This window comes from Bryocella sp., from assembly GCF_058498515.1.
Genome location: NZ_JBMHYI010000021.1, coordinates 30,532 through 54,609 on the forward strand (window position 1 = coordinate 30,532; position 24,078 = coordinate 54,609).

General features: G+C 59.8%; 25 protein-coding genes. 18 read left to right on the top strand and 7 right to left on the bottom strand.

From position 1 onward, the window contains the following. Positions 1-13: 13 nt before the first annotated feature. From AC5E6W_RS06130 to AC5E6W_RS06145, 4 genes are read right to left on the bottom strand one after another with little or no spacing between them, the layout of a single operon-like run. Positions 14-1,723: a nickel-dependent hydrogenase large subunit gene (locus AC5E6W_RS06130; protein WP_491751381.1), complete on the bottom strand. Its 1,710-nt coding sequence runs from the start codon at positions 1,721-1,723 to the stop codon at positions 14-16. An 8-nt stretch (positions 1,724-1,731) separates the two neighbouring features. Then, positions 1,732-2,928, bottom strand: a complete 1,197-nt coding sequence (gene hybB / locus AC5E6W_RS06135; protein ID WP_491751382.1) for a Ni/Fe-hydrogenase cytochrome b subunit — start codon at positions 2,926-2,928, stop codon at positions 1,732-1,734. Then, on the bottom strand, positions 2,925-3,944 hold the full coding sequence (hybA, locus tag AC5E6W_RS06140) for a hydrogenase 2 operon protein HybA (RefSeq protein WP_491751383.1): 1,020 nt from the start codon (positions 3,942-3,944) through the stop codon (positions 2,925-2,927). The genes hybB and hybA overlap by 4 nt, the downstream gene beginning before the upstream one ends. Positions 3,945-3,949: 5 nt before the next feature. Continuing rightward, positions 3,950-5,074, bottom strand: a complete 1,125-nt coding sequence (locus AC5E6W_RS06145; RefSeq protein ID WP_491751384.1) for a hydrogenase small subunit — start codon at positions 5,072-5,074, stop codon at positions 3,950-3,952. A gap of 714 nt (positions 5,075-5,788) precedes the next feature. On the opposite strand from AC5E6W_RS06145, the gene AC5E6W_RS06150 reads away from it, so the two are divergent. The 16 genes from AC5E6W_RS06150 (at position 5,789) to AC5E6W_RS06225 (ending at position 16,398) form a co-directional block, all read left to right on the top strand. After that, positions 5,789-6,157, top strand: a complete 369-nt coding sequence (locus tag AC5E6W_RS06150; RefSeq protein WP_491751385.1) for a hypothetical protein — start codon at positions 5,789-5,791, stop codon at positions 6,155-6,157. A gap of 247 nt (positions 6,158-6,404) precedes the next feature. Then, positions 6,405-6,632 (top strand): hypothetical protein, encoded by a 228-nt coding sequence (locus AC5E6W_RS06155; RefSeq protein ID WP_491751386.1) that lies wholly within the window; start codon positions 6,405-6,407, stop codon positions 6,630-6,632. A gap of 300 nt (positions 6,633-6,932) precedes the next feature. Next, on the top strand, positions 6,933-7,220 hold the full coding sequence (locus tag AC5E6W_RS06160) for a RebB family R body protein (RefSeq protein ID WP_491751387.1): 288 nt from the start codon (positions 6,933-6,935) through the stop codon (positions 7,218-7,220). Between the two features lie 70 nt (positions 7,221-7,290). Then, positions 7,291-7,587: a RebB family R body protein gene (locus AC5E6W_RS06165; RefSeq protein WP_491751388.1), complete on the top strand. Its 297-nt coding sequence runs from the start codon at positions 7,291-7,293 to the stop codon at positions 7,585-7,587. Positions 7,588-7,768: 181 nt separating this feature from the next. Continuing rightward, positions 7,769-8,239 carry a hypothetical protein gene (locus AC5E6W_RS06170; RefSeq protein ID WP_491751389.1) on the top strand — a complete coding sequence of 157 codons (471 nt, stop codon included), beginning with the start codon at positions 7,769-7,771 and terminating at the stop codon, positions 8,237-8,239. Beyond that, on the top strand, positions 8,236-8,523 hold the full coding sequence (locus AC5E6W_RS06175) for a hypothetical protein (protein WP_491751390.1): 288 nt from the start codon (positions 8,236-8,238) through the stop codon (positions 8,521-8,523). The genes AC5E6W_RS06170 and AC5E6W_RS06175 overlap by 4 nt, the downstream gene beginning before the upstream one ends. Further along, positions 8,523-8,765 (top strand): RebB family R body protein, encoded by a 243-nt coding sequence (locus AC5E6W_RS06180; protein WP_491751391.1) that lies wholly within the window; start codon positions 8,523-8,525, stop codon positions 8,763-8,765. Before AC5E6W_RS06175 ends, AC5E6W_RS06180 begins: the two co-directional genes overlap by 1 nt. A gap of 173 nt (positions 8,766-8,938) precedes the next feature. Then, positions 8,939-9,208 (top strand): RebB family R body protein, encoded by a 270-nt coding sequence (locus AC5E6W_RS06185; protein ID WP_491751392.1) that lies wholly within the window; start codon positions 8,939-8,941, stop codon positions 9,206-9,208. Between the two features lie 104 nt (positions 9,209-9,312). Further along, the gene (locus tag AC5E6W_RS06190) at positions 9,313-9,582 is read left to right on the top strand and encodes a RebB family R body protein (RefSeq protein ID WP_491751393.1); all 270 of its coding nucleotides are present in this window, start codon (positions 9,313-9,315) and stop codon (positions 9,580-9,582) included. Between the two features lie 121 nt (positions 9,583-9,703). Continuing rightward, a complete protein-coding gene (locus tag AC5E6W_RS06195) occupies positions 9,704-9,919 on the top strand; it encodes a hypothetical protein (protein ID WP_491751394.1) in 216 nt (71 codons plus the stop codon). 29 nt (positions 9,920-9,948) lie between these two features. Beyond that, positions 9,949-10,842, top strand: a complete 894-nt coding sequence (locus AC5E6W_RS06200; protein WP_491751395.1) for a RebB family R body protein — start codon at positions 9,949-9,951, stop codon at positions 10,840-10,842. Positions 10,843-10,911: 69 nt separating this feature from the next. Then, on the top strand, positions 10,912-11,298 hold the full coding sequence (locus tag AC5E6W_RS06205; protein WP_491751396.1) for a hypothetical protein: 387 nt from the start codon (positions 10,912-10,914) through the stop codon (positions 11,296-11,298). Positions 11,299-11,373: 75 nt separating this feature from the next. After that, a complete protein-coding gene (locus tag AC5E6W_RS06210) occupies positions 11,374-12,795 on the top strand; it encodes an eCIS core domain-containing protein (protein WP_491751524.1) in 1,422 nt (473 codons plus the stop codon). A gap of 20 nt (positions 12,796-12,815) precedes the next feature. After that, positions 12,816-13,454: a hypothetical protein gene (locus AC5E6W_RS06215; protein WP_491751397.1), complete on the top strand. Its 639-nt coding sequence runs from the start codon at positions 12,816-12,818 to the stop codon at positions 13,452-13,454. A 480-nt stretch (positions 13,455-13,934) separates the two neighbouring features. Continuing rightward, on the top strand, positions 13,935-15,704 hold the full coding sequence (locus AC5E6W_RS06220) for a helix-turn-helix domain-containing protein (protein ID WP_491751398.1): 1,770 nt from the start codon (positions 13,935-13,937) through the stop codon (positions 15,702-15,704). Positions 15,705-15,825: 121 nt separating this feature from the next. Beyond that, positions 15,826-16,398, top strand: a complete 573-nt coding sequence (locus AC5E6W_RS06225; RefSeq protein ID WP_491751399.1) for a hypothetical protein — start codon at positions 15,826-15,828, stop codon at positions 16,396-16,398. 10 nt (positions 16,399-16,408) lie between these two features. Here the strand turns inward: AC5E6W_RS06225 and AC5E6W_RS06230 are convergent, their stop codons facing one another. From AC5E6W_RS06230 to AC5E6W_RS06240, 3 genes are all read right to left on the bottom strand, one after another. After that, positions 16,409-17,101, bottom strand: a complete 693-nt coding sequence (locus AC5E6W_RS06230; RefSeq protein WP_491751400.1) for a hypothetical protein — start codon at positions 17,099-17,101, stop codon at positions 16,409-16,411. Beyond that, on the bottom strand, positions 17,083-19,026 hold the full coding sequence (locus AC5E6W_RS06235; protein ID WP_491751401.1) for a protein-arginine deiminase family protein: 1,944 nt from the start codon (positions 19,024-19,026) through the stop codon (positions 17,083-17,085). The genes AC5E6W_RS06230 and AC5E6W_RS06235 overlap by 19 nt, the downstream gene beginning before the upstream one ends. 561 nt (positions 19,027-19,587) lie before the next feature. Next, positions 19,588-20,364, bottom strand: a complete 777-nt coding sequence (locus AC5E6W_RS06240) for an alpha-galactosidase (RefSeq protein WP_491751402.1) — start codon at positions 20,362-20,364, stop codon at positions 19,588-19,590. A 209-nt stretch (positions 20,365-20,573) separates the two neighbouring features. Here AC5E6W_RS06240 and AC5E6W_RS06245 point away from each other — a divergent pair, with 209 nt between their 5' ends. Beyond that, positions 20,574-22,340 carry a phospholipase C gene (locus AC5E6W_RS06245; RefSeq protein WP_491751403.1) on the top strand — a complete coding sequence of 589 codons (1,767 nt, stop codon included), beginning with the start codon at positions 20,574-20,576 and terminating at the stop codon, positions 22,338-22,340. A 94-nt stretch (positions 22,341-22,434) separates the two neighbouring features. After that, positions 22,435-24,072 (top strand): multicopper oxidase family protein, encoded by a 1,638-nt coding sequence (locus tag AC5E6W_RS06250; protein ID WP_491751404.1) that lies wholly within the window; start codon positions 22,435-22,437, stop codon positions 24,070-24,072. Positions 24,073-24,078: the final 6 nt, after the last annotated feature.

The following is a 24,078-nucleotide window of genomic DNA, read 5'->3' on the forward strand; positions in this document are numbered from 1 at the left end:
CCGAGCGGTGCATCTAGAGCGCCCTGACATGAACGGTGGTTTCATGTTCTGTATCGGTAAGGTGCACCGCGCAGGCGAGACATGGATCGAAAGAGTGAATGGTCCGCAAGACCTCCAGCGGCTGCTCGGTATCGGCCACAGGAGTGCCCATAAGAGCAATCTCATAACTGGCCGGCTGCCCCTTGTCGTTTTTGGGCGCCGCAAGCCACGTCGACGGAACCACTGCCTGATAGTTGGCGATGCGCCCATCGCGAATGACGACCCAATGCGATAGCAGCCCACGTGGTGCCTCGACTTGGCCAACGCCCATGATCTCGCTCTTCGGAAAGGTTGGATGATTGAACGTCGTCATATCTCCCTTGCCGATATTGTCCATGAGCAGCTGCCAGTTAGCCTTCAGGTCCTCATACAGCACGCAGGCGCGAAGCAGTCGTGCGGCATGGCGACCAACAGTCGAGTTCAACGCCGCAACCTTCAGCGGGCTTCCAGAGAGAGCCTGCACCTTATCGCTCAGGCGATTGAGATACATGCCATAGGTCTGATCTCCCACCGCCAGGCCAGCCAGCACTGCGGCAATGGGACCCACCTGTGTGGGCTTTCCATAGAACGTCGGCGACTTGATCCAGCTGTATTTCCCCTCATCCTGGAAGTCCGTATAAGAGGGCGTCGTTTCGCCCTTCCATGGCTCCAGCTTGCTCGCGTCATCCTTATACGTGTACCAGGCATGCTTCACCGCCTCTGCAACGCCGCCAGTAAGATACGGATCGCCGAAGCGCGAGATCGGATGGTACTCCGCGAGATTGCCGTTCGGAATAAAGCCACCCGCCCGCATGAACTGTGTGCCCGTGGTATCGGTAGGCATCTCCGGAGTGGACAGGAAGTCATTATTTCCAGCTCCCAGGGTCAGCCACTCGGGATAGGTTGCCGCGATCGCAGCCACATCGGAGAAATAGCAGTTATGCAGGAAGGAACCGATCTTATCGATATTTTCTTTAATCTGGAGCAGCCGCTCCATCGTCAGCACACTCTGGCTGTCCGTAGCGATCGGGTTGGAGACACCGCCTACAGCAAGGTTCTGAATATGCGGCGTCTTTGAGCCCAGCGTGCTGACAATCTTGTTGGCCCAGCGTTGCGCTTCCAGAGCTTGCAGATAATGCGTCACCGCCATCAGGTTCGCATCGGGCGAAAGCTTCATCGCGGGGTGCCCCCAATAGCCGTTCGTGAAGACACCAAGCTGTCCGGAACCCACAAACGTCTTTAGCTTTTCCTGGGTATCGACCATCACTGCGTGGCTGTTGCCCTCCCAATCGGAAAGGCTCTCTGCGAAACGGCTGGCGCCCGCAGGGCTGCCCTTCAGCGCTGACACCACATCGACCCAATCCAGCGCGGAGAGCTGATAGAAGTGGACGATGTAATCGTGCAGCGTATGCGCACTCAACATCATGTTGCGGATGTATTGTGCGTTCAGCGGAATCTCGAGCTTCAGCGCATCTTCCACCGCCCGCACCGAACTGATGGCATGAACCGTTGTGCACACGCCGCAGATGCGCTGCACGATCGCCCACGCATCCCGTGGATCGCGATCAAGCACGATCTGCTCGATGCCACGCCACATCTGGCCCGACGCCCAGGACTTCGCAACCTTGCCATCCTCAACCTCAACGTCGATGCGAAGGTGTCCTTCGATGCGTGTAACCGGGTCGATTGTGATTCGCTTTCTCATGACTGCTCCTACTTGCTTGCCAGGGCCGCGTTGGCGGTTCCCATGGACGGAATTTCAAGAATGGGGAAGAACTTGACGATCAGGACGTAGCCGAGCACTTCCACGGCAATCATGCCGAACGTGATCAACAGCTCCGAAACCGAAGGAAAGTAATGCCAGCCTGCGCGGTGATACGCAATCAGGTAGCTATCCATGCGGTAGAGAATGCTTCCCGCCAGGATGCACAATGCGGAAATAAACTGGAACTGCGGACTCGCGCGCCGTCCACGCGGCCATAACAAGACCACCGGAGTCACGTACAGAATGTTTTCCACGAGAAACGCGAATCCCAGGCCGCCCGAGGTGAAGATGTACTGCAGCTTCTCGTGGTAGATCAACTCGCCCCAGCGCACCACCAGGAATGCCGCCACCAGCACCATCATGTAGCGCGAGAGACCCGCGAGGATGTGCGCTTCCGAGGGACGCGAGAACCTATCGGATACCAGCGTCGCCTCAAGCATCACAATCCCATATCCAGTCACCAGTGCAGTCAGTAAGAAGAGCAGCGGAAGAACCGGCGTCTGCCACAGCGGATTGACGAGCCGCCCGAACGGGATCAGCATCGTGCCCAGCGACGACTGATGCATGGTCGGCAGCGTGATTCCTAACGCGATGAAGACAAACAACACCTTGTTGAGAACCTTCTCCACCTTTCGCGTCAGCTCATGCAGCGGTCCGCCGCGATATCCAGTCCACTCCACCACCCGCTCCACAACAGCAGGAGCAAACTCGAGGATCAGGATGGTCGAGTACGCACTGATGCATAGCGCTACTTCGATCATCACCGAGTTGAGATTGAAGTAGCCCGGCCAAAGAATGTGCCAGAAGTTCCACCAGCGGCTGATATCGATCAGTACCGAAAATCCGCCCAGCGCATAGCCGAACATACTTGCAAGCACCGCGGGACGCACCAGCGGGTGATACTCGCCTTTGTTCAGTATGTACACAACCAGCGCCACCGCATAGCCGCCGCACGCCACCGCCGTGCCCGCGACCACGTCATAAGCCAGCCAAAGACCCCATGTGGTGCCGTCGTTCAGATTGGTCACAGACCGCAGGCCAAAGCAAAGACGCACAACAACCAGGATCCCCAGGATTCCCACCATGGTCGCTGCAATCGTCGATGTCTTGGTGAGGTATGGCCCACCCAGCTGCTTCATCCTCATCGCTGATCCTTTCCATGCTGCTCGTCTTTGCCCTCATCTTCTGCATCGTTCTCCTCATGCTTCGCGGAGATCCGCGTGCGCAGCAGGAACGTTCCGAACAGTAATGCGGGCGCGATCATGCCCTTGTACAGCGTGTGCTGAATGGTCTCCGATGTCGCCACGTAGGACTTGTCCGGCAGCTCCGGATAGCCCAGTTTGTCGAAGGGAACACCCGCTAACAGCTTCACCTGCGTGCCGCCCACCTGCGTCTCGCCGTATGTCTCTTTCACGTAGTGGGGTGCGGGCTTCTCATGCACGTCGGTGGAATCAACCGTTTTGCGCGGGAAGAAGGCTCGCTCGCCAGGCTTCATCTCATGACGCCGGTCCGCTTCCGCACTCAACTCCTTCACCGTTCCAAACAACGTAGCCCCGGTAGGACACACCTCCGCACACGCCGGGATCTCGCCCACCGCCAGCCGCTCCTTGCATAACTCGCACTTGCGAAGCCGCGGGAACCTGTCCACATAGTCAAAGCGAGGCACACCGAACGGGCAAGCAGCCACGCAATAGCGGCAGCCAATGCACCTGTCCACGTTGTAACTCACGATGCCCGTCTGCGGGTCCTTCGTCATCGCCGTAACCGGGCACACCGACACGCATGATGGATCGACGCAGTGCAGGCACGACTTCTTGACGAACTCATACCCGTTCTCCTCTTGATCCTTTTGTGTTCCTTCGCCTTCGGAGTACGCCTTGATCACCGTCAGCGTATCCGCCGTGAGGTCAAGCGGCGTGTCCCACAACTTATCCTTGGTGCTGAATTCAGGATGCGTGTGATTCGCCTCGCGGCAGGCCGTCACGCAAGCCTTGCAACCGATACACAACGTAGCATCGAAGAGCAGCCCCAGCGCCTTCGGAGGCATGGTCTTCTCTTCGCGAGTCTCAGCCGAGGCGGGTCGTGCGGAGGCCGCTGCACACAAGGCAGCAGCTCCACTCGTAGCCGATCGCAGCAGGAAGTTTCGTCGAGTAACACACATGACGTTTACTCCTTTCCGTCGTATGGAGGCTCTGGCTTGCTTCCCTTGCCGAGGTTGTTCGCCATCGCAGCTGCAGCTCCAATGGCCAGGCCCGCAACTCCAGCCACCACCGCCGCCGAAGCCACACTCACACCATGGCCCTGCTGCTCAATAATCTGCGGATACGAAGCCGGTGGAGTAATGAACTGAATAGTCGCCAGGGAGTGGATCGGCTTTTCAAACCCAATGCCCTTCTGCGTGCAGCCGATGCAAGGATGCCCTGTGCCGACAGGCCAACTCCCACTGCCAGCGTCGCCAAATAGGATCGACGGGCAGTTCGCATAAGTCTCGGGCCCTTTACAGCCGAGCTTGTAGAGGCACCATCCTGAACGATGTCCCGCGTCGCCGAAATCTTGCGCAAAACGCCCAGCATCAAAGTGCGGACGCCGCTCACAGTTCTCGTGGACAAGCCTGGAATAAGCAAACTTCGGGCGGCCCTCTTTATCCAGCGCCGGAAATTTACCATAGGTGATGAAGTGAACCACCGTAGACAGGAAGTTATACGGGTTAGGTGGGCATCCTGGAATATTTACGACCGGCTGATGCAGGATGTCGCTCACTCCCACGCAGCCCGTCGGATTCGGCCCCGTAGCAGGCATACCGCCCCACGAAGCACAGGAGCCAATCGCGATCACCGCCGCGGCATCCTTCGCGCATTCCTTGAGTATCTCGACGGCGGTCTGTCCGCCGACTTTGCAGTAAATGCCATTATCTTTGGCGGGAATCGCTCCCTCGACGACCAGCACATACTTCCCTTTGTTTGCTTCCATCGAGGCTCGTCTGGCTGCCTCGGCTTGGTGGCCAGCGCCCGCAAACAGAGTCTCGTGATAGTCGAGAGAAATGATCTCAAGCATCAGCTTGTCGATCGTCGGATGCTCTGAAACCAGCATCGACTCCGTGCAGCCCGTGCACTCCGCAAAGTGCAGCCAGATCACCGGTGGCCGGCGCTTCGCCACAATAGCAGTCGCTATTGCCGCTTCCGCGCCCTTAGGCAAGCCCATCGTCGCGGCCATACCAACGCAAAACTGAAGAAATGTCCTTCGGGACAGGCCCAATCTTGCCTCTAACGAGGCAAATCCATCATCTTTCAAGTTCAGCACCCTTCCAGGAGTTCGATCCGCTGCTGTCGCGCGGCAATGAATGGCGACGTTGGATTTTGCTTCGTCGAACCAAGGTGTGAGTCATTCTGGAACAGAGAGCTTCATTCCACGTCTCACATCGGGTTCACATCACAATGTTTCCCAAACGCCAATCCCCACTCCATGAATGCTTGCAGCCGCGGCCCACCTGCGATGTGACGAATGTCACGGCGAGTCTGTTGCTATATCAATACTCGGGCGCATACCACGCATCGCAGGACCCTCTGGCAGGGCCCTACTCATAGGATGTCCAAGTGGTCTGCAGCATTCGGCGAGGTCCTCAAGAAGGCACTCACTGTCGACTCCGTTCCGTGGCCATCGTCCTCTACGAGGCTGGCTTACCTGGCTCTACATCCGGTTCGGGGCTGCGACGTAGCTGTAGCTCGGGTTGATTGCTTCTAGCAGCGCTACGGATGCGGAACCTCATCGACCAGCACAGCCGCCGCGAAATTGATCGAAGTGCCTCTGGGGGATGGGTCGTTTCGACTTCAGAACTTACACCCGGGTGCCTTCCAATAGCGCTGTTTCCGTCGAGGGCTACGGAAGCGTTCCAGGTCTTGGAGCGGATTCCCATTGCAGCAACGCAACCGGCTTTCGACACGCAGGAATCGTAATTTCGACCGAGTCGAGTCTGGGGCGACGGCGTAGTGTCCATGGGAGAGGACGGTGAGACGGCCGGGACTCGCTGCGATGCTGCTCACTCTCTCACGAACTCCGTTTGAGAAAGAGGACATGGACATGTATAACTTCTGGTTTACGTGGGCGAATAACGCGGGGCTGCAGTTCCAGACTTGGAGTTTCCTGGACTCAGGCAACTACTTTCGTCTCGCGCCGGCCTCGATGCAGCGCGAACAGAATCAGTTCGACATTGGGGACACCATCCGCGTGCTGGTGGACAACAAGGCGCGCGCGACGATGGTGTTGACCGGCCAGGCTTCTGACGAGGGTGTTCCGCAGTGGATCCTGGTCGAAGGGGGCGACTTGTTCTCCCTGGCGAGAAGCAAGAACACGGTAACTCTCAGCTGCGCTGTCTAAGCGCCTGCGCTCGGCAAGACTTATATGGCCTCGCCTGACGAATGCCCATTCATGAGGCGAGGCCGTCGTGTGCTTGCTCGGCAGGATAGAGTCGCTGGGGACGGGGAGTAGCGTGACGTTCAACCGGGGACGCGCTGCGAAGAAGAAACGGAAGGCGCCTGGCCCGGCGAGGACGCAGCTAGTGCCTGTGGAGCCGAGTCCTATCCCGCCCGTAGTTGCGGCAGCCGTGCATGCGACGGAAGAAATATTGAAGCAGTTGTTGGCTGTGAGTGAGCGCGAGCGCGAGTGGGCGATGAAGATCGGGCCCGCTCCTTACCCGCTGCCATGGAACGCGCCGGCCCCGCAAACCCCTGGGCCGGCAAGGGGCGAGGAGAGCGTGGTGAAGGATGACATGCAACGTGAGCAGGACGTGCAAACAGCCTCTCCTTCGCGCGGACGAGAGAAGAAGCTGCAGCGCATGGTCAAGCGCGGGTGATGACGAGGCGCCGAGCGTGGAGCCGAGCAGGGAACCGAAGTGAGGAGCGGAGTGACGAATCGCTCCACTCCATCGGGCTTGCAGCTTGAGCATCGTAAGTCCTGCCGTATGCCTTATCTAGAACCAGAAGCGAATCGTAAGTTCATCCAAGTCTCCATCGCGAACGTGACTTAGGTTGACGAGGAAGGACAGCGATAGGGCTGAGTAACACCTCATGTCACCCACTGACGATCTACCCACAAACCTCACTTGCGGCAATTGTCGCGGAAAGGGGGATGTGTACCGCAAAGGAGAAAGAGCATGGCGTTTCCAACTTCAGTCAATGACCAGATCACAGATTCCGTAACCCAGGCCAATGTGAAGGTGCTGGCGGATGCGCCAGCAATGGCTCTGGCCAACCTGTACCAGGCAACGGCTCAGGCGTTGGCGAATGCGGCACACAATGCGACGACCGGGCAGCAGCAAAACTCGATCACGGCGCAGGCCGCGACCACGATGGGTGTCACAACGCTGTACTCCATCGACACGGCGACGACGGCCATGGCGACGGACGAGATCCTGACGCCGCCGCCCCCGCGCGGACTCTAACCCGACTGCGGCACGCCGCTCGTTACGAGCGAGACCTTAACCTAGTTAGCCGAACAGTGAAAGGAGCTCCATGTTTCCGACTTCGATCAATAACCAGATCACAGACGCTGTAACGCAGGCCAACCTGAAGGTGCTGGGTGACGCGCCTGCGATGGGGATGGGCAACCTCTACATCGCGACGTCCCAGGCCCTTTCGAACGCGGCGCACAACGCCACCACGCAGCAGCAGCAGTCCGTAACGACGTCGCAGGCTGCGAACGTTCAGGGTGTGACGACGCTCTATAGCCTGGGGACAGGCACGACGGGCAGTGGCACCGGGAAGATTGAGCATGTGCTCGGCTTGTCGTCCTATCCAGCTGGGATGTAGTACCCCGTCCGGGATAGCGGCAATGCGCAATCGCCACGTGATGGCGCCGTGGACGTGTGTCTGTGGCTAAGTGCGAAACGGAGGAGGAGCGATGATTATCCGGCGTAAGGTACGGGCACGCGGTCCGGTGCGCGGACGGCTTTCCCCTTCAGCGGCGCGGCAGGAGTTGGTCCGGGCAAATTTGCGCCGGTTCACCGAACTCGCGACGAATCAGGCAGCAGGCGGCGCGGCGGCGACGCAGGCGACGGGTGTGCCGATCGCGGCTCCTCCTCCGCCGAAGGCGCACGCGCCGGTGGGCGAGATCATCCCCCCCAGCCGCGATGGGAGGGGACTCTCACCGGCGACGCGGCTCGCGGAAGCCAATCGTCACGTGCGCAGCTCAGTGCGGGAAGCGCAATCCATCATCCAGCAGAGCGGGCGGTTGTTTGTGCGGGAGCATGTCGGCACCGGCGATCCAGGAGCAGCCGCGCAGCGGGTCAATGAAGATGCGGTGGTCGGCGTGGGACGCACGGGCCAGAGCGTCCAGGAGGCGATCGCGCTTGCCATGGGCCAGGCGCCGGCGAAGACGTCGTCCGAAGCCAACCCGGAGGGCTCCAGGCCGCAGCCGCAAGACACCCCGGGCGCTGCAGCGGCCAGCGAAGGTAACCGGTGAACGCCTCGCAGATCCGGCTGGCGGCTGCCGGCAGAGCCTACAACGCAGTGGCGCAGTCGGCCGCGATTGCTATCCAGGACGCGACTGACTGCCTGCGCAGCATGAGCACGATCAGTTCGACGGCCGCGGGCATCGGCATGGCCATGGTGATCATCGGGAACGGAAAAGGAACGGATGTAATCAAGGAAGCGCAGAAGCTCGGATCGAACGCAATCAAGCAGTTTTCCGCGGTATGTACGGCCGCAACCGCCGTAGCGACGAATTTCCCATCGAGTTTCGGCTGATGGCCTATCCGACGTCAGTCAATAACCAGATCACGGATACGGTGTCGCAGAGTGCGGTGAGCACTTTGGGTGCGTCACCGGCAATGGCGGCGACGCTGTTGTATCAAATGGTGGCTTCCGCCATGGGCCTGGCAGCAAACAACGCAACCGTGTTGCAGCAGCAGGGCAGCACCGTAACGATCGCAGTGGCAACGACAGCATGTTCCATCATTCTGGCTCAGCAACCACCAGCGAAAAAGTAGAGCGGTGCCGAAACGGAGCGATGTACCTGCTCTTATACGGCGAAAACTCTGGTGCGGGGACGGAGCAGCAGTTCGGAAGATAGTAATTTCGTCCAAGTTACCAGTCAGGAACTCACGTAGGGTTAGCGCATCCGAGTCTAGATGCAGGCCCCTTCACCCACCAGGAGACGAAGATGGCATTTCCAACCGCAGTCAACAACCAGATCACCGATTCGGTGACGCAAGCGAACCTGGAAGTTCTTGGCGTAGCGCCTTCCATGGCGCTCGGCAACCTGTACCAGGCGACGGCGCAGGCACTGTCCAATGCGGCGCACAATGCCACCACCAGTCAGCAGCAGAACATGGTGACGGCGCAGGCAGCCACGGTGATGGGTGTAACGACGCTGTACTCGCTGGATACGGCGACGACGGGCATGGCAACGGCGGCCATCCTGAAGAGCTGAACTGGCGCAGGCTCAGAAAGTTTGCTCAGTTGCTGACGTTTTTGTTCTGCTGCTGAGAAAGATGAAATCAGGCAACTACTTCAATTCCAACTGGAGAGACGATCATGGCATTTCCGACTTCCGTAAACAACCAGATCACCGACGCCGTAACCCAGGCCAATGTGAAAGTGTTGGCCGATGCGCCCGCAATGGCCATGGCCAACCTGTACCAGGCGACCGCGCAGGCGCTGGCGAACGCGGCGCACAACGCGACCACGGCGCAACAGCAGAACAACATTACGGCCCAGGCGGCAACCGTGATGGGAGTGGCCACGCTCTACTCGATCGACACGGCTACGACCGGGGACGCGACCAAGACCATCCTCAATGCCTGAGTGAGGACCTGCGCCGGCGGGCACGTGCGCCGCAATCTGCGGAAGAGCAGCGCGCCCGTCGGCGCTCTACAGTTGGCATGCAACGCCGCGGGGTTTCTGTCCGCGGTTGCTGGGAGGGATTGTGCCTAAGAGCAAGCCCAGACCGATGCCCATCAACGCCGAGCAGTCGGCGCAACTGACGATGGGATTCACGTACGCCGCCGGGGCGCAATCGATTGGCCTGGTGATGTACAACGCAGCCCAGGCGCAGCAGGGATGTCAGCAGATTGAGCTCGCGGCTTTGGGGCTGGTGCTGGCCGACCTGGCTATCGCTGGAGCCAAAGCGCTTGCTGGCTAACCGGCGCGCGATGTAACTCGAGGTGTTCCATGGCATTGGAAGGCAACGTCAACAGCCAGATCACGGACTCTGTCACGCAGGTGATGACGCACGTCGTCGGGCATGCGCCATCAGAGACCAAGGGCATGCTGGATACGCTGATGGCTGAGACCATCGGAATGGCGATGTATAACGCGGTGACTAACCAGCACAATGCGCAGATGGCCAGCAACGCCTCTGTCATTGCCGCGTGTGCGCGGATGCTGAAGTCGCCAACCGCGATGCCGCCTATACCTTTGATGACGCCTCCGAAGATCGCCGTGACGCCGGTGACCGTGCCGGTCAACGAGTTGACGGAGTTCACCATTACAGGCACGAACTACCACAAGTCGGGCCTGTCCATTCTCATTCGACAGAAGGATGAGTTGATGGCCACGCTCTCTGGACAGGAGCAGCTGACGCTTGCTGGGGGAGAAGATGGCGAAGCTCCAACTGTCACATTCAGCTATCTCTTCCCTGCGAATGGCTTGTTCACTGTTCAGGTGCAGAACACAGGGGGACAGGCCTCGAACCGCGTCGAGCTGACCGTCGGTACGGTGACTCCAAAGATCGAGGCAGTGATTCCTACCGCCCAGAACGTTTTTCAGGTGGTTGGCAAACATATTCATCCGGATCACACGCGCTCGTTAGAAGATCTGGATGGCAATGCCATGGACCATAGCGTGCTCGGCCAGATCAAGCCTCAGGGATTCACGCTACGGGTTAACTCGCTAGTACCGTCAGGCGTCTATCGGCTGGTGGTGACCAATCCTGGTTGCACGCCAGTGAGCAAACTCTTCACTGGCGCGGCAGGAAAGGTTCCGGTGGCAACCTACTTCGTGCCGTGTGACAGCGATTCTGAAGCGCAGGGCGAGCCCTGTTCCGAAGACCCGCAGCAACCGTAGCCCCTTGCCTCTGTGCCGAGATAGGCTGGCATGAGGCCGAGATCAGCCAATTCACTCAGGAGTCAGGGCATGACCGATACGCTAACCGTCAATCCACAGATTCTGGACGCGATCCATGAAGTGAGGTCAGTTGTTTCCATTCCCGTCGCAACCTGGGAAACGGGTTCGGCGAAGGCCTTCAATTATGTGGCGCAAGCCGCCGCCATGGCCGTGCAGGATGCCACGGACAATCTACGCAATGTGAGCACATTGAGCACGACTGCCGTTGGCGTGGCGATGACGCAGCTCATCTCCAGCGGCGACATTGAGACGTGGGGACCTGTTGTCCGGGTGGCGCAGGGCCTGGTGAAGACCTGTGCCGACGACTTCCACCATATCGGTGAAACTGCATCCCGCGTGTTGCGCCACTTCCCTCCGGGTGAGCCTCCGCTGGAGAACGTTGAGCAGGGAGATTAGGGATTCGCAGCGAGCTGAGGCTGCGTGAAGCGTTTGAACGTGCGCGAGTCGCTATGCCATGCGAGAGAGTTGACGATGAGCCACCGTTTGAGTTCGCGCCTTTCCTCGGCAATGAGTGGAGTAGAGATGCATCTCCAGCCGCATCCGCTCGCGCCCGGTGCAGAAGCCGTCGCGGAGGGAAATTGCGTGTATCTGGATCTCCGCGGCGACTCCATTGGGTCGGAGCGGTCGCTCCATCTGCTGCGCCATGAGCTTTGCCATGTGCTGCAGCAGCGCCGGGGGCTGGCATTGGCCGAGCGCGGAGCCATGCTCGAAGCAGAAGCTGAATTGTGCGCGACGGACGAGAGCGCAGCCAATGCGATGCTCGCAGAGTTGGCTGCGACGCAGCCGGTCTTGGGCCAAGCTCCCGTGCTGCAGCGCTTCACTCGTATCGGAGATCAGTCGGTTATCGCTGCGCACGAGCTTTCCCCCAAGGCGCAGATCATCCTCGAGATGATCCCGATGGGCGATCAGTGGCTCCGCCGCATGGGATCCGCCGCGCAGCAATACAGCTTTGAAAGCGAACCCGAATTTCTGGTGCAGATCCTGCAGGGAATTCATGCGACTCCGACGTTGCTGTTGCCGGCCCTGCGGTTGATGGTGAGTCCGCGCGTGCTGTATCAAATGCACTATCCCGAACTCGAGCGGATTCGTGCCGTAGAGCAGCATCCGAATGAGAAGAACTTCGATCTGCACATTCGCACCACACTGATCCGGCAGCGTATCTGGTCGGAAGCCGAACTGAACATCGGCGACGAGTTCCTCGAATACACGGGCGTCTCGAAGTCACCGGTATTTTCCTCTCGCAGCCTGGAGGAGCGGATCGCCATCTTTGAGCTGGTCAACGAGGCCAGCACGACGACCACGCTCAATCCCGAGCTGCAGAAGGAAGCGGCTGAGTTCGCGGTCTCTCAGGCGCAAAGCACGATGGAGTTCGTGGACTATTACGCGTTCTACATGGCTCAGATCAAGGATCCGCAAAACTTCCCGCGGCAGCGCGGGCAGCGGCTGCGGGCTGCGGAAGCCTTGTGCTACTCCCTTACATCGTTGCTGTTCGAATACCTCTGGTGCCCACAGTTTGAGCCGCCACCGCGTGGCGACGAGCTTCCGGCGCAGCTGGCGATTTGGTGCTCGCAGGGATATCGTTTGGGCTTCCCACGAATCTCAGCAGCGCTCTCCAACGTTGCGCAGTATGCCGGGCTCGAAGGCGCAACCGGCAAGGCGGCGCGGGAGCTGATCCGGCGGTATATGGACCGTATCCAAGCCACGTGGATCGAGCGCGCGCCAAATGCCGTGCGCTTTTCACAGAGCGGGATCTATCGCGAATACGTGTATCGCGTGCCTGGCGTAATGGCGACGCTGCAGCTTTCACCCGCCGGCAACCTGACAATCGGAAGTTATACCCAGGAGATGCGATTCCTGGCAGGCAGCAACGAAGCGGCCACACCGCTGAGTTAGCCAGGGGAGATAGCGGTTCGATGTCGTCCAAAGACAAGCCTCATCATGACAAGAAAAAGAAGGGGAAGGGCGCCAAGGACACTCGCGAGAAGCCCAAGTCCGCTTCACGGCATGCGCCGCTGGCGGAACGTTCCGCCTCGCCGCGACATCGCGACGCGAAGAAGCGTCACGAGCCCGCGCACTCCAGCGCGCTTGTCATGGAAGTGGAGACCGAGGTCGAGGTCTTCGCCGAGGTTGTCGAAGTGGAGACCGTCTCTCGAGAAGGGGTGGACGGAGACAGGCCGGTGATTGAGCATGGGGGCGACGATCCACTCACTATCGAGGATGTGCGGCAACAAGTGTTGCTTGAGATGGAGTCTGTGCTGGAGGAGACCGAAGACGAGGCGGCTACAGCACCACGACCCGTGCCTGACGTGGAAATGACAGATGAAGGAGTCGATGCCATGCGCTTTCCTTTCTGGGATGAAGTAGAGATGGAGGTTCTCGCCGCTCAAGAGGAAGAACAGATGGCGATGATGGAGGTCGAACTCGCGATGCAGGCCGCGGAGTATATCGAAGACGCGGAGTTGGTCGAGGAAGCAATGGTGCTGGAATCGAACCGCATCGTTGAGCAGTGGCAACACGCGCTTGACCCGTTGGTGCAGGACGAGTCAGAGTGATGCACAGAAATTCAAGAACGACGAACTGGTTGTCACCCTTTCTCCCCACAATTCAGCGTCCTTGTTGAGGACATCGCACCGGCCGTCCCCGGACAGACGATCTCTGGACCGAGGATGGCGCAGCCTTCGCTGGCAAAAGGATCAGGGCAGCGAAGGGAGTAGAGATTGCATAAAGTGATTTTTTAGAGATTGCATAAAGTGATTTTGCCGCGCTTACCGGAGGAGCATGCGGCGTAATAGCCGCGCGCTGGTGGCCCTCGCTGCGCTCCCGCGGCCCGCGAGGACCCTCGTGCGTATGGAGATAGACGCTACAAACAACAAGAGCCAGGCAGAGCAGTGGAAGGATGGATGGCTGACGTGTTGTCTCAACCGAGCTTACAACATGCTGAATCTGTTCCAAGGCGGTCGCATTTTTCCGCCTCATTTGCCCAGCACGCCCTGCGTGGCACGCTGGCCCACATTATGGAGCGCACGGGTGCCATGCATGCTACGGTCGAGGGCTTCGGCCGTGTCTTCGGTCATCCTGAGGAAGCGACCCTGAGTGGCGCCGTCCGCTGGGAATCATCTTCGCTGTGGAACAGGGCCGAGCGGATCGAACCGCGGGGTGGGCATACCGTGGTGTGGCCCATGGCGGCACAGCGAAGCGAGAGTGAGTCTCGGGCGGCGCGTGAGATTTTTCCGTTGGTCTATGGCGGCCGCGATGTCGGCGTTCTGACGCTGACCTTTCCGGAACGACTCTCACGGGACGCCTTCGCGGAGATCGCAGCCGGCGAAGCAGTACTGGCTGCACTGGCGCTGATGCGCGAGCAGCTGACGAATCGCGCATGGAATCTCTTCAATCTCGAGCTGCTTCTCTCCGGCCAAAGCCGCGCCGAACAGGTGTTGGAGATGGAGATCGAAAAAGTCAGCAGCGCGGCGTATCCAGTGGTGCTTGAGTGCGCCTTCGGTTGCAACCCCGTGCGGATGGCCGCGGCCATTCATCTTGCTCGATGCGGCGAGGACGAATCCCTGATCGTTGTGGATGGGGCCTATCGTGACGCGGCCAGCGTCGCCCGGGAGCTTGAGCAGGCGCTCGAGCAGGCCAGCGGAGGCACGTTGTTGCTTGCTGACGTCGACCTGCTCGACACGGCTGCGCAACGGCAGGTATTGCGAGTGTTGCGGCAAATGGGATCTGTCCCCGGCCGCACAACTCCGGTGCGCATCCTCGTTTCGGCATCTGCGCCATTGGACGAGCTGGTGCGGCAGGATCGTTTCTGTGCGCTTCTTCAGGCGGAGCTCGACTACCTGCATGTGCGTGTCCCGCCGCTGCGCGATCGGCGCGAGGACATTCCGCTGCTCATGGCGGAGTTGCTCGAGCTGCGGTCGGCCGAGGGCGCCACGCGCCGGCTCTCGCGCGAGGCTGAAGCGGCCTGCCAGCTTTACGACTGGCCGGGCAACGAGCGCGAGCTCGAGCGAGTTGCTGCGCGGCTTGCGGTGATGAGCGATGGGCCCGTGATCGGCATGGAGCAGCTGCAGCGCGTGGTTCCATGGGTATCCGATCGGGCCCGAGGCGACCGTTGCGGGTCCGCCCTGCCGACGCTCGAAAACACCTCAGCCGTGGACTACAGCGGAGATGTCCTCGGCGGTGTGCTGGAGGTTGAACGGCGCGCTCTCAGCGTGGAACGGTCAGCAGCCGACGCTGTCGAAGAAGCGATGGTTGACTTCGACCTCGTTATGGCGGGAGCAGTCGCTTCTGTGGAATCGGCTGCCCTGCAGGTGGAGGACTCTGCTGCTGAGTTGAGCGTTGCCGAGACGCAAGGCCTGGGAGATCTCCCGCGCAAACTCGCTGCACGCGATTACAGCGATCTTACGGTGCATGGCGTGGGTGTACAGAGGGCGTTGCGATTTGTTGGCAACCACTACACGGAGGACATTTCGCTCGGGCGGCTGGCACGCGAGTCCTACATCAGTTCGTCGCATCTCTCGTTCCTGCTGAAGCGTTCGTTGGGGGTGCCCTTCAAGTCGCTCCTGGCGGCGGTGCGAATCGAGCGGGCGCAGCAGATGCTGACGCAGTCGGAGCCGAGCATCACTGAGATTTCCCTCGAGGTTGGCTTCGGGGATCTAAGCCACTTCGAGCGCACATTCAAGCGAATCGTGGGGGTAAACCCGCGCGAGTATCGCAGACAGCAACTCGAGCTGCAGCGCCAGACCGGGTCCCCCACAGCACGCGCACAAAGCTCGGAGATCTTTCGAGATGGGACTCGCTATTGACTGCACAAGGCCATCGTTGCGTGGAAAGAAGTTTCATAAGATTCGCTGAGTTTTCAGGACCGCGTATGCATAGTGTCTTCGATATCGAAGCAGGACCGCAGATCCTGGAGGAAGCCAACGGATGAGCCAGATTATCTACAACCTGACGAACGGCTCCCGGCTGGGTTGCATGGTTCCTCCCATGTACCAGGGCGGCGCCTGGGGCAACGCCACGCTGCCACTCGGACTGGCCGGGCAGGGGATGTACATCATCGTCAACCAGGGCACCAATAACCGTTATGCCGGGACCTCCACCAATCTGACGAAGCGATTTTCATCGCGCATGGCCACGGTCACCGAGATGGGTTTCAGTGAGCAGGAGATGAATCAGATCATCGTCTTTTGGGGGACAGTCTCGACCCAGAACACGCCAGGCTATATGGGTAATCCGAATCCCGCCTTCAGCATCGTCGGAAACTATGCGCCCCCCGTGGACGCGCAGCTTGACGGAGCCACCGTGAACCTGGAACGTCTGCTCATCCGCTACATGCTGTTGCATCTGGGAGCTGGCGGAACGGTCTCGAACAACCTGCTGGCGTACGCGCCCTACACGAATCCGACAGCTTCCGCAGTCACCGTGACCCTGAATTGGACTCCCGGCTATTTCACCACTTCGACGAGCTCGGTGGTCTGGGGCGTCAATCAGGCCTGGTGAGGGCCGGTCGCTATTCGTCGTTTTCCTCATCCTCGTAGTCTTCATACTCGACCGGATGTGTCTCCTCGGCTGGCACTTTGGTGTGTCTGCTAACGAAGGCGTCTTCAGCTCTCCTGGCGCCGGCGACCGAATCCGGCCTGAATCCCTCCAGCACCTTATTCACTAACTCGGCGTGGTAAGGGCTATGGTGCTCGCGCTGAAATCGTATGAGAGCGGGCAGGGCCGCTGTCTCCCTGCGCTCGCCGAGATAGAGCAGCACGGCGGAGATCTTCCAGGCCGGCCAGTTGCTCTGAGTCATCAGGCGGGTGGCAAGCAAAGGAACAGGCTCGGACCCATAGAGTGCTGCGATGTCGTCGGCCAGGCCATCAGCGCGCGGCACATGCCGTTGTGTTGCGTGGGCGCGCGCCTCTACGCTATCCATATGTGCCAGTGAACCTTCAAAGCTCTTCGAGGCATCGCTGTGCCAGCCAGAAAGGGTCTGGTTCATCAAAGGGATGACGGGGTCGTCCCGATAGGCGGAGCGTTGAGCCTTTGCCTCTTCGAGAGTCGCCCGGTCTGTTTGTCGCAGGGTCTGCTCCGCTGAGATATGCGCGGCGTCTTTGCCGCTATAGTAGCGGTCCAGAAGACGAGTAAGTGACCGGGTCATGTTGCCTCCAGATATTTTTCCGCCGCCGAGACCGGCCATCAGGGATTGAACGTCCACCACTTTGTCTTATCGCCCTGGAGCCAGCGGTCCAGATCCTCTGGACGCCGCAGAGAATTGGTCCCGCAGTGAATTTCACCTTCCCTATCGTGATAGGTATACCAATCGTTGATGAACCTGAGCATTGGCGGATTGGCCAACTTATCATTCAGACCATCTGCCAGCGCTTTTTTGAACTGGTCCGCACCGCGCAACAGCGGACCGAAGGGCGATGGAACGAGGCAGCGGTCTTTGAGGATCAGCATATTCACCATATCTGCGGTGAGTGCGCCGCACATCGTCCATGCGGGATTGACGGGCGCGAAGATAACGGGCACTGGGATAACATCCGCATCCCGATCGAGATCGATTTCGGTTTCGAGAGCGGTCAGAACACCGTTCAGCCGATTCTGAATCGTGACTGTATTGAACGTTCTAAGGTCCGCGCCGCTGATGTATGTGGCGGTATTCATTGGATTGGGTACGGGAGTGTCCGCATTCAGGAAGGTGTCCACGGTGCATTGCAGCGCCTGATCGGCGCCACTGAGCTCCATGTGGCGGTTCCTCAGCATGATCGATGCCGGATCGGAGCCGTGGACATTGTCAAGAATCTCATAGGCTTTTGCCGGGCTCGCGATCAGCAGCTTCCACTTCTTCCAGGGTCCGCCATTCGGGTCGTGAAGAAAAGCCATCATCTCATCGACATGCCCCACCGCGAGCCAGTTGGTGTCGAGCGTAAAGGGTTCCTGTACGACCTGACGTCTCAGAAATGTGGCTACAGATGGATTGAACTCCACACCGAGCCTGCCTTCTCCGAAGTAGATGCGGCCCCACGGGAATTCTTTCCCATCCCCCCGCCGCTTGACCGGAGGAGTCACTTCCAGGTTGCCGAAGGAGTCGAAGGTCGAACTTGGTGCAAGGATGTCGGCAAACGCGTTGCAAAAGCCGAACTCCCTGGCGGGTAGGGTTGGAGGGAAATCGAACAGGTCGCCATCACGTAACGCCCGGGTCGTGCAGGCGACCCGATGCGCCGTGCCCTCTTTCGGAAGCAGCGAATAGCCGACCTCCATGCAGTCCTGCATCCATCGGTCATTGCCAGCGGTGGTCTGCCATTCAGCCCCAGACTGCGCCACCTGAGTCCTGACGCGGTCCAGGAACTGCCCGTTGTCGCCCGCGCTTACAGCGTAGACCCTGACTGCGTCCTCATCGGGGCCTGGCATGAGCCAGGGAGCCACGCGCACCCTGGCGATACTGCGATACGACTTCTGCTGTGCTTCGCCGTAGGACTCGTTCTTCTGCACGCGCAGTTCGATGCGAGCGAAGCCATCCCAATCCTCATTGGCGAACTGCAGGGCTTCCATTCCCAACCTCTTGACCGTTAGCAGGTGCGGATCTGGAAGAACGTGAATGTTATCGCCTGGGCCAACGATCTGTCGGGAGTCTCCCCTTTGGCCATCGAAGATGCGAACGTACTGATTGCGACCTGCAAGGACGGAGAGTTCGAGTATCCAGTTATTGGATGCTGGCGCGTAGCCGCGTCGCCTGATCTCGAGCGGGGCGATGTCGGGGAGATCAGCGCGTGTATTGATGCGGTCATCTTCCGAATCGACGTGTGGGGCGGGTTGAGCGTCATCGCGGTCCATGTTGCAGAGAACCACGGCGCCGTAGCTGTTTCGTCCCCATGTCCACTCGTCCCGGGCCCTTTCGCGATCGATACGGCCATCCCGGTTTGCGTCCACGTGGAGGTAGAATCGCACTTCTGCCAGCTCCGCGTTAACATTGCCAGCGCCCGCGGGGATATGGGTCACTTCATAGGGCTCAGGAACAAACCAGTCTTTGTAGCAGCGGATCCTGTACTCCGTGCCGGTCAACATGGTGAAGGAGGCGACACCGTGTCGGTTCGTCCAACGTTCCTGCTTATAGCGAGCGCCGGATGTGATCACCACCAGTGCATTTTTGATGGGTCTCCGACCTGGCGGTGGACGCCTGACGGTCACAGTCACCGTGACCGGATCGCCGAGCCCCACAAGCACGGGAGGCTGCCCCGGGGGGACGGAAGGTCTAACGGCAGGGGCGTTCGAGGCTGGTTCAAGCACGTCGGGCGAATAAAGGGAGACCTGATCGTCGTCCTCGTCCTCGTCATCACCCTCTGGATCCATGAGAGTCGGAGAGGAGAAGGGTGCAGGCAGCGATGCTGCGTGCGGCGCTTGCACGGAAGATGGCGCAGGCAGCGCGGGTCTCTGGGAGCCGGGTTGTGCATATTCCCGCCAGCCTGAGACGGCCGCACCCGGGGGCAGCGCCCGAAGCTCAGGCTTGCGGTGAACTACCGATTGCCGCTTGCGGCTAACTTTGCGCTTGATGCCCAATCCAGCGTCCCCCTGCAATAGCCGAATGGGGCAAGCCTAGGTCGCCGCGGTACAGCAAACTCGGAGAATCTTACGAATCACCATGAGCCCCGCAGTATCAGGGATTGTGCAGCGTGCGCGCGTGGCCCCGTGAGGGCGCGCCTAGGAATGGATAACAAGTAAGACGACTCCATGGGGTGCGACGAGCAACGCCCTTGAGCCCTGTATCGGAATTAGATCTTTGTGTTGCCACATGTCTCGCACCTTGGTCGCGCTATCAAATCCAAGCAACTTGAGGTCAAGGGGAATGTCCACTGCTCCCAGGTTTCGGTTGAAAAGGCCGACTGCCACTGACCCATCGGCGAAAGTTCGAGCCCAAACCTCCAATGGTCCCTCATTCCAAACACGGGTGCCCTGGTGACCCGCGGGGTCCTGGTCGATTCGCAGAACCTCGCGATTATTGAGGATATTCATGGAATCAGAATCCATCTTTGATAAGTCGTTGCCAGCGAGAAGGGGCGCTGCCAGCAACGACCACAAACTCATCTGAGTACGCGCCTCATCGGACGTTAGTCCACCATTGCCAATCTCCAGCATGTCCGGATCATTCCAGTGGCCTGGGCCAGCAAACCGGGAGAGCCCTGCCTGGGCAAAGCCAATCTCCGTAATGCTGAGATAGTGGTCACGTACATCGTCCCCCGTGCGCCACAGGTTTGCGCCTGCTCGATTTGCCCATGCCCAACCCCGCGAAAGTCCGTGCTGGCTCAGGCTGTAGACGATCGGCCGTCTCGCTGCCTGAAGTGCAGCGTGCGTTCGTTCAAAGACCGCGAACGTCCCTTCGCAGGCGCGCCTAGGGAAGCAAAGCGGTGAGGAGTCGTGCCACTTGAACCCGCTTGAGACTTGTTGTGCACGATACGTGTGAACGGAACGGGTGTTCATGCCGCAGCAGCTTCTCCGTCTTCCCCAGGGAGGATTGCGGCCTATAGACGGGTGCGGCTACCGTGACGCTCTCGCTTCTGTTAGGTGAGTCGCCCGAAGGATTGATTTACCCAGGATTCACGCGGAATTGACAGTCGCGATACGAAGTAGACTCCGCCCGAGGACAAAATGGGTCACTGGTATCAATTCCTGCTTGAGGCAAATCTTTCATGCGTAAGTCGTATGCCCTTCTTTCGTTCGCGATCCTCATTCTGGCAGGATGCGGCTCGTCGAATCCGCTCCAGCCGTATACGCCGCCTGCCGCAATTGTTGCGACGACTCCGCAAGCTGCCATCAAGCACGTGGTCGTGATCTTTGGTGAGAACATCTCCTTCGATCACTACTTCGGGACCTATCCGAACGCCGCGAACACGGGCGGGACGACGTTCACGGCTGCTGCCGGAACGCCGACCAACATCAACAACTACATCACCAATCCCACGCTGCTGACCCAGAACCCGAATCTGACTTCGGGCAACAACGCCACCGTCGCGAACCCCAACTCGATCCCCGCTGCTCCGTTCCGCCTCGCGCCGGAGCAGGCCGGTACGGAAGACCAGGATCACAACTACGGTCCCGAGCAGCAGGCGTTCGACGGCGGCAAGATGGATCTTTTCCCCTTCTATGTGGGCTCCCCCGATAGCGCTGAGACGGCCGTCCCCAACGAAGCCGCCGCCACGGGAGCTCCGCTGATCGCGAACACCAATGCCCTGACCATGGGCTACTACGACGGCAACACCGTCACCGCGCTGTGGAACTACGCGCAGCACTATTCGATGAACGACCACTCCTTTGGCACGACCTTCGGCGCCTCCACGCAGGGCGCGATCAACCTGGTATCGGGCCAGACCAATGGCGTGGTGGTCGGATTGCCCGGCGGCGCTGGCGGCACGGTTGCCGATGGCGGAACGCCAGCTGGGTTGACGTTGATCGGCGATGTAGATCCCGCCGGGGACGTTTGCTCGTCTACGAGCGCAACCGTCTCCATGACCGGCAAGAACATCGGCGACCTCTTGAATGCGGCCGGCGTGAGCTGGGGCTTCTTCGAGGGCGGTTTCAACCTGACGCTGACCAACACCAACGCGAACGGTGTCATCGCCTCCGGCACGGGCTGTCTCCCGAATGAGACGACCCCTGGCAGCCGCGCTACCGGTGCTGTCTATATCCCCGGCAATCCGCTTAAGGCCGATTACATTCCCCACCACCAGCCGTTTCAGTACTATGCTTCGACGGCCAACCAGAACCACGTCCGGCCTGCGTCCGTAGCTGCAATCGGGACTGACACCTACACCGGCAGCCACGCCTCTCCCAGCACCACCGCCAATCACCAGTATGACGCTCTGGACTTCAACGCCGCCCTCGCGGCTGGCAACCTTCCGGCCGTCAGCTACCTGAAGGCTTCTGGCTATCAGGACGGTCACGCGGGCTACTCCGATCCTCTGGATGAGCAGGCGTTCGTGGTGAGTGAGATCAACGCCATCGAAGCTTCACCCTTCTGGCCCAACACCGCGATCATCATCGCTTATGACGACTCCGACGGTTGGTATGATCACGTCGACAACCTGCTCAACGGCTCGAAGACAGCGTCCGATGCGGCGTTCTGCAACGGCGTTTCGCCCACACTGACCGGCGTAACCAGCACCACCCCCGTGCAGGGCCGTTGCGGCTACGGTCCTCGTCTGCCGCTCCTGGTCATCTCGCCCTGGGCCAAGTCCAACTACGTCGACAACACGGTGACCGATCAGACCTCGATTCTCCGCTTTATCGAAGACGTCTTCCTGGGCAGCGCTCGCATCGGCGGCGGTTCCTTTGATAACTCGGCCGGCACGTTGATGAACATGTTCAACTTCACCAACGCGGCACTGCCTCCCAACCCAACCCCCGTTTACCTGAGCCCGACGACAGGCGCAGTCTGCTCCTCGGCCACCTGCAAGTAACCTCATCACCGCTTCGTTACACTAGGCCTGTACCCAGGCGGCACGCGCTCGATTCATGGGCGCGTGCCGTTCGCTTTACCCCGGAGTTTTTCTTTTGCCTTCTGATCGCCGTTTCTTCCTGCAGCGCGCCGCAGCCTTCACTCTCGTAAGCGGATCGCCCCGTATCTTCGCACAACAGACCATGCATGACATGGGCTCGATGACGGTCGTCAGCGGCCAGACGCCTGCGGGACAAAGTGTCGCCGCCGCTCCGCCACCCCTGTTGCGCGCCGCCACACTCGCACCTTTCGTCGATCCGCTGCCGCTGCCCAAACGCATCCACGGCGGGCACGCAATCGTACGTATCGCGATGCGCGAGGTATACACGAAGGTCCATCGCGACGTACCCGAGACTCGTATGTGGGTCTACACCGATGCGGCTGACCGTGCACCTGGCTCTCTCTCTCCGTTGATCGAGGCCCGCAGCCACCACCCCCTGAAGGTGGAGTGGATGAATCAACTGCCTACCAAGCATTTCCTTCCCGTCGACTTCAGCCTCCACGGCTGTGGGCGCGAGCTGCCGGAGGTGCGAACCGTAGCGCATCTTCACGGAGCCAAAGTCCCTTCCTCCGACGATGGCTATCCCACGGACTGGTTCGCATCCGGCAAGTCGCGCACCTGCACCTACCCGCTTGAGCAGGATGCGACAGCGCTTTGGTTTCACGACCACGCGATGGGATTGAATCGGCTCAATAGCTATGCCGGGCTGGCAGGTATGCTCCTCGTCCGCGACGGGGAAGAGGACAGGTTGCATCTGCCGTCTGGCGAATATGAGTTGCCATTGATCATCGCCGACCGCGTCATCGACAAACAAGGGCAGCTCTACTATCCCGTCTCCGGCGACCCTGACCACCCTTGGGTGCCGGAGTTCTATGGCGATTCAGTCCTCATCAACGGAAAGATCAAGCCGTATGTCGAGGTCGAACCGAGACTCTACCGGCTGCGCATCCTGAACGCCGCGAACAGCCAGTTCTTCGCACTCGGGCTGTCTAATAAACAGCCGCTCCATGTCATCGGTTGCGATCAAGGATTGCTCAGCCAGCCTGAAGCGGTTCCTATGTTTCTGCTCGCCCCAGCAGAGCGTATGGACGTTCTTGTGGACTTCGCCCAATGCGCCGGCCAGCAGATACAGTTGCGGACCGGCTTTCAGGATCTGATGCAGTTTCGTGTAAGTTCAGTCGCTGCGAAGGCGCCGGTCACAACCGTACCTCAGACGCTACGGCCGTTCGAGGTGATTCCCGAGTCTTCTGCTACGGTGACGCGCACCATTACGCTCAATGAAATCCGGGACGGCAGGCAGAATCCCATGGTGATGCTGCTGAACCACAAGCGTTGGCATGAGCCCGTCACCGAGACCCCGAAGCTCGGCAGCACAGAAATATGGGAGTTTGTGAACCTCACCGAGGATACGCACCCGATGCACATGCACCTCGTGCGTTTTCAAGTACTCGATCGCCGCACGTTCGAGCCGTTCGCTTATGAGACGTCCAAAGAGCGGAAGTATCTCGCGGCAGCAATGCCTCCGGAGCGCGTTGAGCGTGGATGGAAGGATGTCGTCCAGTGCCATCCGGGCATGATCACGCGCATCATCGTGAAGTTTGATGGCTACGCAGGCAAGTATCTCTACCACTGCCATGTGCTCGAACACGAAGCGAATGACATGATGCGCCCTTTCGAGGTGATGGCGACTTAGGGCGCG